Genomic DNA, 8,135 nt, shown 5'->3' with positions numbered 1-8,135 from the left:
TGCTGTTTTGCTATTAGATACTGGAGCCATATCTAATAGCAAAACAGCTATAATAATTCGCACAGAATGGGGATTAACCATTGCCGCAACACGTATCACTCTCTACGATGTGATGGATTATGTCACAGCTCAGTATCCACCAAAATTAATTGGGGATGTTCTTAACCTAAGTAAAGAACAAGTAAGCGCTGCACTATCATACATTGAAGAAAATCGTACCCAAGTCGAAGCAGAGTATCAAACTATTTTGCAGGAGGAACAGGAAAACCGACAGTATTGGGAACAGCGGAATCGAGAACACTTTGCTCGCATTGCAACAATGCCCCCTAAACCCGATCGAGAAGCGTTGTGGGCAAAACTCCAGGAACAGAAAGCAAGACACGGACAGAAAGCATGATTTTCTTGATTGATCACAATCTTGAGAGACATGCAAAAGTTTTGTTAGGCAACATTGCTAATCAAGGTTGGCTTGAGACTCTCCCCATCCGTTTTGTCTACTTTCAAGAGGTTGAGCTAGCAATCGATAGCAATGATCGAATTGTTTGGCGCTTTGCTCAAGCCAATCAGATGATTATATTAACAGCCAATCGAAGAATGAAAGGTAAGGATGCATTGGAGAAGGTTTTGCGTGAATAAAACAAGTCCAATTCCCTTCCTGTGATCACAATTGGCAATGCTGATCGGGTCTTGGATGAACGAGCCTATCGGGATAAATGTGTAGACCGGCTACTTGAAATTGTGATTGACATCGAGAATTATATGGGAGTAGGTCGGCTCTTCATTCCCTAAGATAGCATTGGAAACCAGTGTTATTATGATCAGAGATTAATTCATCGTAGGGTGGGCAGTGCATAAAACCAATTTAAAACCTAACAATCCTAAAATTAAGCACTGCCCACCGACAGTAAATTAACTATAAAATTAATCCTCTGGTGGGCAGTGCCTCAGATAAATTGAAAACCTAAAAATCATCAAGGTAAGCACTGCCCACCCTACATCTCCTCCCGATTCCCGATTCCCTAACCCCTCCTCGGAGGGGTTAGGGGTGGGTTCCGATTCCCGATTCCCGACTCCTAAAAAATATCCTTCTGCTTCTGTAATTTAAAAGCGATTATTAAATAAACCCCTGTGTGTAAGCACAGTAGTAGCCAATTAAGAATCAAATTTTGCCAAGTAGCATCATAAACAGGTGTTGCTTCAAAGGGAGGAGGGGGAAGCTTTAATCCAAACCGGGAAGACTGTTCTGGTACCAGACTATTCACATTTACCAGGGCACCATAAGCTCCCATTGACCAACGACTTACCATCAGCCAAGATAGTGTACTGGCTAATCCTTTTAGTTTAAAAATAACTCCAGAAAAAATAATCTGGGGTAGCAAAATTAATGGTATAGTATTATTGGCTTCACTTTCATTTTTAACTAATGTTGATACCATCAGACCTAAACTGGTAGCAGCGATAATCGTTAAAAAAGTAGTGATTCCCAAGCCAATTTTCCAATCCAGTAGTACAGAGGTAGGTGACTTAAACCCATAGAGCACAATAGTAACAATCAAGATAGTTTGTAAAATAGCTAAGCCAGACCGAATCAATACTTTGGAACCAAGATAGGGAAATAACCCTAAATTAACCAGTCGCTCTCTGGCATAAATACTGGACTCTTTCACAATTTCTTGGAGTGAACTAGATAGTCCTACCCAAAGGGCAGCACAGGTAAAAATAAACAGTACCCGTAGCGCTAGAGGTGCTTGGGAGATCTCTGGAGAATTCAGTTGAGCTAAAGGGTCTTGCCCTGACAAGGTCAGAATAATCAAGCTAATCCCAATCGGAGCAGTTAGTAAGGCTAGGGCAAGACTTCGCATATCCCGCACTACTAGTTTTAGATAGCGCTGACTGAGCAACAGCAGTTGCTTGAGTTGCTTGAAAACAGGAATACCAGCACTTTTGCTAGGGATTGACGTCGATAGCAACCTTTGACCAGGACTGAGGTGGGCTGAAATGTAAGTCTTGTAACCAGGTGAGCTGAGAAACCGCTGATGCCAGTTTTCACTATTCTGCTCAAGTTCCTCCGGTGTTTCCCCTTGCTCTAGCTTCAGGTAAATATCAGGGAAGTATCTTAAGTCTGGAGATGGCATCTTAAAAAAGTCCATGGCTTCTGTGGGAGGACCAAAGTAACACAACCGTCCACCCCGACCCATAAAGGCAATGCGATCGCATACGTCAATATTCGCAGTAGCATGAGTGACTAGCACTACTGTTCGTCCCTGATTCGCTAATTCTCGCAATAGCTGCATCATTTCCTTATCCAGTCCTGGATCTAGACCAGACGTAGGCTCATCCAGAAAGAACAGTTTCGGATCAGCCAATAATTCCACAGCAATACTGACTCGTTTCCGTTGTCCCCCACTGAGATTACCCACAAGAGTGTTTCTCACAAAATCCAGTTTGACTTGTGACAAAGTTTGCTTCACCACCTGTTTCACATCAGTATCTGGTGGTAATCGTAATTCACAGGCATAGGTTAGTACTTCTTTTACGGTTAAATCCCGATGCACAATATCATCTTGGGGAACATAGCCAATTTGTGAGCGGTACTGATTAAAATGCTGTCGCAAATCTTGGCCATTGATAAATACAGTACCATTAGTAATTGGTGCAATTCCTAATAGGGTTTTCAGTAACGTAGATTTACCAGTACCACTACCTCCTACCAAAGCCACTAACTGACCTGGTTCAATCGGCATAGAAACATGATTCAGGATAGTGCGTTTTTTGCCTAATTTATTGTTAACCTGGCGCAGCAATTTATCAGCATCAATCCGGATTTGATTCCCTTGGTCAACTAATTCTAAAGTATCCTGCCTCAACAGTAATATAAACGGACCAATCCGAATCGTATCCCCATCCTTAAGTAAAACGGGTTTATGGATTAATTTGTCATTAACAAAGGTACCATTTCTGCTATAATTATTAATCTGATAATTGCCTTCGGAAATCTTGATAAGGGTAGCGTGAAGGGTGGAAACCGTCGGTGCATCTAATTGCCAACAGTGGGAAAGTTCAGGATTAGGAGAACGACCCAATTGCACTGGCCACTTTTGGACACTTGCCAAGGAAAGCTGCCGTTTATTTGGCGTCACCCTTGGTTGACTATGGGCCGGATTAAAGTAAGTGAGGCGAATGTAATCCCGAGGATTTTGTCCAATAGTCAATTCCACGCCATGTTTGAGAAGATACCCATCAGTGATGCGAGTGTGGTTAACAAATAGTCCATTAGTACTAGGATTTGCCCCATCACCATCAAAGATGCGATAATCCTCTCCCTCTTGAAGCAGAAAAGCATGGCGTTGGGAGACAATAGTCCAGCCTTTTTCAGGAATATCGAAATCTGACCAAGTGCGATCGCGTCCTAATCGATAAAATCCTTTCTCAAGAGAAAAACGAAGTACTTGACCTTGATTGTTTAGCTCTAGATATATCATTGTAATATATAGCACTCTCAATCGGATGAGGTACCTCGCCCTTAGGGTTTTAGGGAGCTAAGGCCGTGGGCTAATAAAATTGAATGTACCTCATAGCTATTATAAACGCTATATAATTTTTATTTGAGATGTAAACATAGGATTGATCTAAAAAGCAAACTTATTCCTTCTAATTCTTAAGCAGTCAGCGGTCAGCAGTCAGCGGTCAGCTTTCCTTAACTCAGATTAAACTATAGCGGTTTTTATTCTAATGAGGTACACAAGATTTTTACCCTATTAGCTCTTAGCTCTTACGTCTTCTGACTTCACTGCTCCCTGCTCCCTGCTCCCTACTCCCTCAAAAAATGTACCTCACCTAATTGAAAACCGCTATAATGGTTAATTGTGTTATTCAAAAGCTGACCGCTGAATACTTACGAATGTTAGGCACTGTTAGCTACCCATAGCGGATTTGGTAGCAAACGTGATAATGCCAACACCAACAACAACCAAAAAGAAAGCGAAATATACAAACGTCTTTGAATAGGGTTGGCTTGCTATTACTTTATCGTTACTACTCTTGTTACTATTCATAGCTCCGCGAACAGAAATAAATAGTAAAGGAAGAGAAACAATCATTCCCAATACTTCAATTACAAATAGCGCCTGAGGCATGGGATCTGGCGAGACTGGAAATAGTGTTCCTAAATCTAGGGCGTATACGATAAAATAGGAAATGCCACATAACCCAGACACAATGAACGCCCACTTCAAATCTTTGAAGATAAAGTAAACAATCAAAAGGCTGACTATTACTAGGGAAGTTAAAAAGGTATTAAATATACCCAATATCAACGGGTCAATATGTGATAAACTCCTTGTTTCAATTAAACCACCAGGAACAAGAGATGCCAACAATCCAAACGATAAAACCAAGAGTGCAGATACCAGATGTCTAATAGTTATCGTCATTGTAATTACCTCATAACTAGAATTATTGCTGTCGAACATCACAGATCAGTCGCAGAAAATCTTATAGGGTTTCCCTAGGGCGATAAGGGGTTTCCTTAAGCAAATGACTGACCAATATTTTTAGAAAAAACAAAGGCAGAAACCATTCCAGACCAGGCATTGGGGGAAATAGATAGCGATCGCCTAACAGCCCTAAGCCGTAAAGCCCTAGCGCCACTGGACGTTGAAGATAGAGGGGAGACCGCAAAATCAAGACCGATGCCCCCAACAGGTAGCTGGACACACCAATAAAGAATCCCCAATCTCCCCCACGAAAGAGCAGGGCCACTAACAAGACATGGATGACATGAACAGACACAAATCCTAAATGCTGCTGCCAACCCTGTTCCGGTCGGTGATACCAACGCTTAGCCGTGGAGGTAGCATTGGTGAGGACACCCCCCACTAAATCCAGGGCAAGAACAGCGATCAGTCCTAATTGCAACGGGGTCCACTGTATTGGGAGGGTCAGGGCGTAGGTTGGAGCTGCTACCAAAGCCACCAGCGACGGTACAAATTGTATGAGCAACTCAGCTTGGGTTGCCCCTGGTCCGGTGAAGCGATCAAGCAAACCTTTCAGACCAGAGCGAGGGGAAGGACAAGTCAGCTCAGAGTGCATTACCTTAACCTCATAACAGTTGTTATTGTTAACATAACAACTGTTATGATAAACTGTCAATAGACATTGACACTGTGTTTCTGTCCGACTTTATATCTGGTGTATATCTGGTTATAGTAGTCGGCAGGGCAGTTAGGACATGACAAAAGTCTCAAACCTAAGTAAGCGCAATAGTTTTACTTCTGACTTCTGACTTCTGACTTCTGACTTCTGCTATAGTTCCCTTTGATGCTCATGTCCCAACAGGATCGCCGCCTTGAAGTTTCTGAAGCCGCCTGGCGAGTTATTGTCCGAGAAGGGTTAGATCGCACCAGTATGCGGGCGATCGCCCAAGAGCTGGGTTGCACCACGGGAGTTGTTACTCACCACTTTCGAGATAAGCAGGAGCTGATTCTGTTTGCCCTTAATCAAGTAACTCAGCGTCTGCAAAAAACCATGCAGACTGCAACAGAGCAAGCTAGGGGAGTGGATCGACTAGTAGAAATGCTATCTGCGTTTTTGCCACTAGACACTCAACGGCAAGATATTCTCAAGGTCTGGGTCGCTTTTTTGGGGTATGCCATTGGACGAGAATCCTTGATGGCTGAGCATCAACAGAGTGCTGCTCAGCTCCGTGAGGTGATTATTCAAGAGTTGAAAGCTCTACAGTCAGCCAAACTGATTCGAGCTAACATAGAGCCAGAGTTAGAAGCCAACGCCCTGTTAGCCCTAGTGAATGGGGTTAGCCTCGACTCCCTGATTCAAGCCAAACGCCTTAGCCCTGACCAGCAGCAGATTGTAATTCGGCGCTACGTTAACGAGTTGCTGTCTACCCATGCTATTCCTGGCTCTGTTAATTCTTAATCAAGACAAGTTTGTATTGTCAAACATTAAAGCAATGGCATGTGAACCTTAACCAAAAGACTAATATGATTGCGATTAAGAATTAAACAATCACATGACAGCAGCACAGCTAGACAACCCCAAGCCCAACCAACAAAACAACAGTCTGTTACACATAGAAAACCTACAGATGCACTTCCCCATCACCCAAGGAATCATCTGGCAAAAGCAAATTGGCTCCATCAAAGCTGTCGATGGACTCAACTTCCAGATCAACCGTGGCGAAACCTTAGGCTTAGTAGGAGAATCTGGCTGTGGCAAAAGTACCACTGGACGAGCGATCCTACAACTATACCGTCCCACAGCCGGTCATGTTTACTTTGAAAATATCGACCTAACCCAGCTAGACCCTGAATCCCTGCGCCAGATGCGCCGCCGGATGCAAATGATTTTTCAAGACCCCTATGCTTCCCTCAATCCCCGCATGACCGTAGGAAGTATTGTCGGTGAACCCCTGCAAATCCATGGGTTAGCCACCGGTAAACAAAAACAAGAACGAGTCCAGTCCTTACTAGAAGTCGTAGGACTCAATCCCCAGTTTATCAATCGCTATCCCCACGAATTCTCTGGGGGTCAGCGTCAGCGGATTGTTATTGCTCGCGCCTTAGCGTTAAACCCTGACTTTATAGTATGTGATGAACCGATTGCTGCTTTAGATGTATCCATTCAGGCCCAAGTCGTTAACTTGATGCAGTCGTTGCAAGCAGAATTTGGCTTAACTTATCTATTTATTGCTCACGATTTAAGTATAGTGCGCCACATTTCTGACCGGGTGGCAGTAATGTACCTAGGCAAAATAGTAGAACTGGCAGATCGCGTCTGTTTATATGAGAACCCCTTGCATCCCTATACCCAAGCATTAATCTCAGCCGTACCAATTCCTGACCCTGAACTTGAGCGTCAACGGGAACGTATTATCCTAACAGGGGATGTACCCAGCCCCAGCAATCCCCCCAAAGGTTGTCGGTTTCACACTCGCTGCCCTATGGTAATGGATACTTGTCGGCAAGACCCAGAACCAGAGTTTAAAGATGCAGGTAGAGGACATTATGTTGCCTGTCATTTAGTCCATTGACAAAACGACTAACCACTCACAAAACTAATGTTCGTCCATCGCAATGGATCGAGAGCAACGCCAATTGCTCGGTAGAGCTGAAGGCCATCCCATCCGCAGGGCTTCTGGGCAAATGGTATGAATGGTCAGCTGGCAATCAATCAGCTGCAACCCTTCTTTTTCCACCTGCCTCATCCCTTGTTTCAAGATTGAGTCATTCTTGAATTCAACGGTCTGGTTACACTGAATACACACCAGATGATGGTGATGATGGGGAAAAGGCTGATTGAGTTCATAATGTTTATGCCCTTCTGCCAATTCCAATTCCCGCAAGATGCCCATCCGTGACATTAACTTAACGCTACGGTAAATTGTCGATAAGCTGATTCCTTCTCCTCGCTGGTCGAGCAATTCGTGAAGTTCCTCAGCACTCAGATGGGTTCCTCTCGGTAAATTTTGGAAAACGTGGAGAATGGTCTCCCGTTGCGGTGTCATACGCCAACCTCGAGCATTGAGTTCGGCCTTGAGTGAAGCGGCAGTATAGTTAGCCATGGTAACCCTCTCAAAAACGAGCCATTATTGACAATATTAAATAATTATTTCTCTCACTTGCAAGAAAATTTCCTAATTGAGAATAAATAGTAAAGGATTATTGGTTACTTTTGAGAATAGGCCAGGCACGGATCGAGCTCTGATACAGGGATACAACGAAAATACCAAATCCAGCTTTACGATCGGGATTTGGCAAATAAGTTAGGAAAAGGGCGAATAACTGAAAAAGGGGGAACAGAGGGAAGACAGGGAACAGGGTTAGGGAAGCAGATTGACCATAACCCTTGTGTATTGTGGCTTGTATGTTATGACTATGTTATTGCCCGATACTTTTTAGCTACCAAAGTCTACCAAGATAAACTTTAGTCCGCCAATGCAAGATGCTTTCACATCCAGGGGGTATCTCCCAAAGCTCTAACGGAATATCCCGCGAGCGCCATAAAAATGTCAACAAAGTTGGTTCCACCGGGATAGAGAGCGCAACTATTAAACCCTTGGTTTTCGGCTTTAATTTAAGTTACATAATAATCCCTGTCGGTGTTACCATAATTTAAGT

At 43.6% G+C, this 8,135-nt stretch carries 9 protein-coding genes; 5 read left to right on the top strand and 4 right to left on the bottom strand.

Going from position 1 to position 8,135, the window contains the following annotated elements:
- Positions 1–7 precede the first annotated feature (7 nt).
- From F6J94_RS25855 to F6J94_RS34445, 3 genes are read left to right on the top strand one after another with little or no spacing between them, the layout of a single operon-like run.
- Entirely contained in the window at positions 8–397 is a 390-nt protein-coding gene (locus F6J94_RS25855) for a DUF433 domain-containing protein (protein ID WP_367142273.1), read from the top strand.
- A complete protein-coding gene (locus tag F6J94_RS34450) occupies positions 394–636 on the top strand; it encodes a DUF5615 family PIN-like protein (RefSeq protein ID WP_367142272.1) in 243 nt (80 codons plus the stop codon). Before F6J94_RS25855 ends, F6J94_RS34450 begins: the two co-directional genes overlap by 4 nt.
- A 21-nt stretch (positions 637–657) precedes the next feature.
- Positions 658–789, top strand: coding sequence for a hypothetical protein (locus tag F6J94_RS34445; RefSeq protein WP_367142271.1), 132 nt, complete (start codon positions 658–660; stop codon positions 787–789).
- Positions 790–1,073: 284 nt separating this feature from the next.
- Here F6J94_RS34445 and F6J94_RS25845 read toward each other — a convergent pair whose 3' ends face one another.
- The 3 genes from F6J94_RS25845 to F6J94_RS25835 all read right to left on the bottom strand — a co-directional run bounded on the left by F6J94_RS25845 (position 1,074) and on the right by F6J94_RS25835 (position 5,091).
- Complete coding sequence (locus F6J94_RS25845; RefSeq protein WP_293045397.1) at positions 1,074–3,482, bottom strand: ATP-binding cassette domain-containing protein; 2,409 nt, start codon at positions 3,480–3,482, stop codon at positions 1,074–1,076.
- A gap of 432 nt (positions 3,483–3,914) precedes the next feature.
- The gene (locus F6J94_RS25840; protein WP_293045393.1) at positions 3,915–4,433 is read right to left on the bottom strand and encodes a hypothetical protein; all 519 of its coding nucleotides are present in this window, start codon (positions 4,431–4,433) and stop codon (positions 3,915–3,917) included.
- Positions 4,434–4,494: 61 nt separating this feature from the next.
- Entirely contained in the window at positions 4,495–5,091 is a 597-nt protein-coding gene (locus F6J94_RS25835; RefSeq protein WP_293045390.1) for a hypothetical protein, read from the bottom strand.
- 234 nt (positions 5,092–5,325) lie between these two features.
- Between F6J94_RS25835 and F6J94_RS25830 the strand changes: the two genes are divergently transcribed.
- Positions 5,326–5,934: a TetR/AcrR family transcriptional regulator gene (locus F6J94_RS25830; protein WP_293045385.1), complete on the top strand. Its 609-nt coding sequence runs from the start codon at positions 5,326–5,328 to the stop codon at positions 5,932–5,934.
- Between the two features lie 94 nt (positions 5,935–6,028).
- The gene (locus tag F6J94_RS25825; protein WP_293045381.1) at positions 6,029–7,048 is read left to right on the top strand and encodes an ABC transporter ATP-binding protein; all 1,020 of its coding nucleotides are present in this window, start codon (positions 6,029–6,031) and stop codon (positions 7,046–7,048) included.
- 24 nt (positions 7,049–7,072) lie between these two features.
- Here the strand turns inward: F6J94_RS25825 and F6J94_RS25820 are convergent, their stop codons facing one another.
- Positions 7,073–7,579 carry a transcriptional repressor gene (locus F6J94_RS25820; RefSeq protein ID WP_070393137.1) on the bottom strand — a complete coding sequence of 169 codons (507 nt, stop codon included), beginning with the start codon at positions 7,577–7,579 and terminating at the stop codon, positions 7,073–7,075.
- Positions 7,580–8,135: the final 556 nt, after the last annotated feature.

Origin of the sequence: Moorena sp. SIO1F2 (genome assembly GCF_010672755.1) — a bacterium.
Classification (GTDB): Bacteria; Cyanobacteriota; Cyanobacteriia; order Cyanobacteriales; family Coleofasciculaceae; genus Moorena.
This window is presented reverse-complemented; position numbering and strand designations above follow the sequence as displayed.

What these genes read in the sequence shown, in the direction of transcription:
- F6J94_RS34450 (WP_367142272.1), top strand. Translation starts at nt 394, where the DNA reads ATGATTTTCTTGATTGATCACAATCTTGAGAGACATGCAAAAGTTTTG.
- F6J94_RS25845 (WP_293045397.1), bottom strand. Translation starts at nt 3,482, where the DNA reads ATGATATATCTAGAGCTAAACAATCAAGGTCAAGTACTTCGTTTTTCT.
- F6J94_RS25840 (WP_293045393.1), bottom strand. Translation starts at nt 4,433, where the DNA reads ATGACGATAACTATTAGACATCTGGTATCTGCACTCTTGGTTTTATCG.
- F6J94_RS25820 (WP_070393137.1), bottom strand. Translation starts at nt 7,579, where the DNA reads ATGGCTAACTATACTGCCGCTTCACTCAAGGCCGAACTCAATGCTCGA.
- F6J94_RS25825 (WP_293045381.1), top strand. Translation starts at nt 6,029, where the DNA reads ATGACAGCAGCACAGCTAGACAACCCCAAGCCCAACCAACAAAACAAC.
- F6J94_RS25830 (WP_293045385.1), top strand. Translation starts at nt 5,326, where the DNA reads ATGTCCCAACAGGATCGCCGCCTTGAAGTTTCTGAAGCCGCCTGGCGA.
- F6J94_RS25835 (WP_293045390.1), bottom strand. Translation starts at nt 5,091, where the DNA reads ATGCACTCTGAGCTGACTTGTCCTTCCCCTCGCTCTGGTCTGAAAGGT.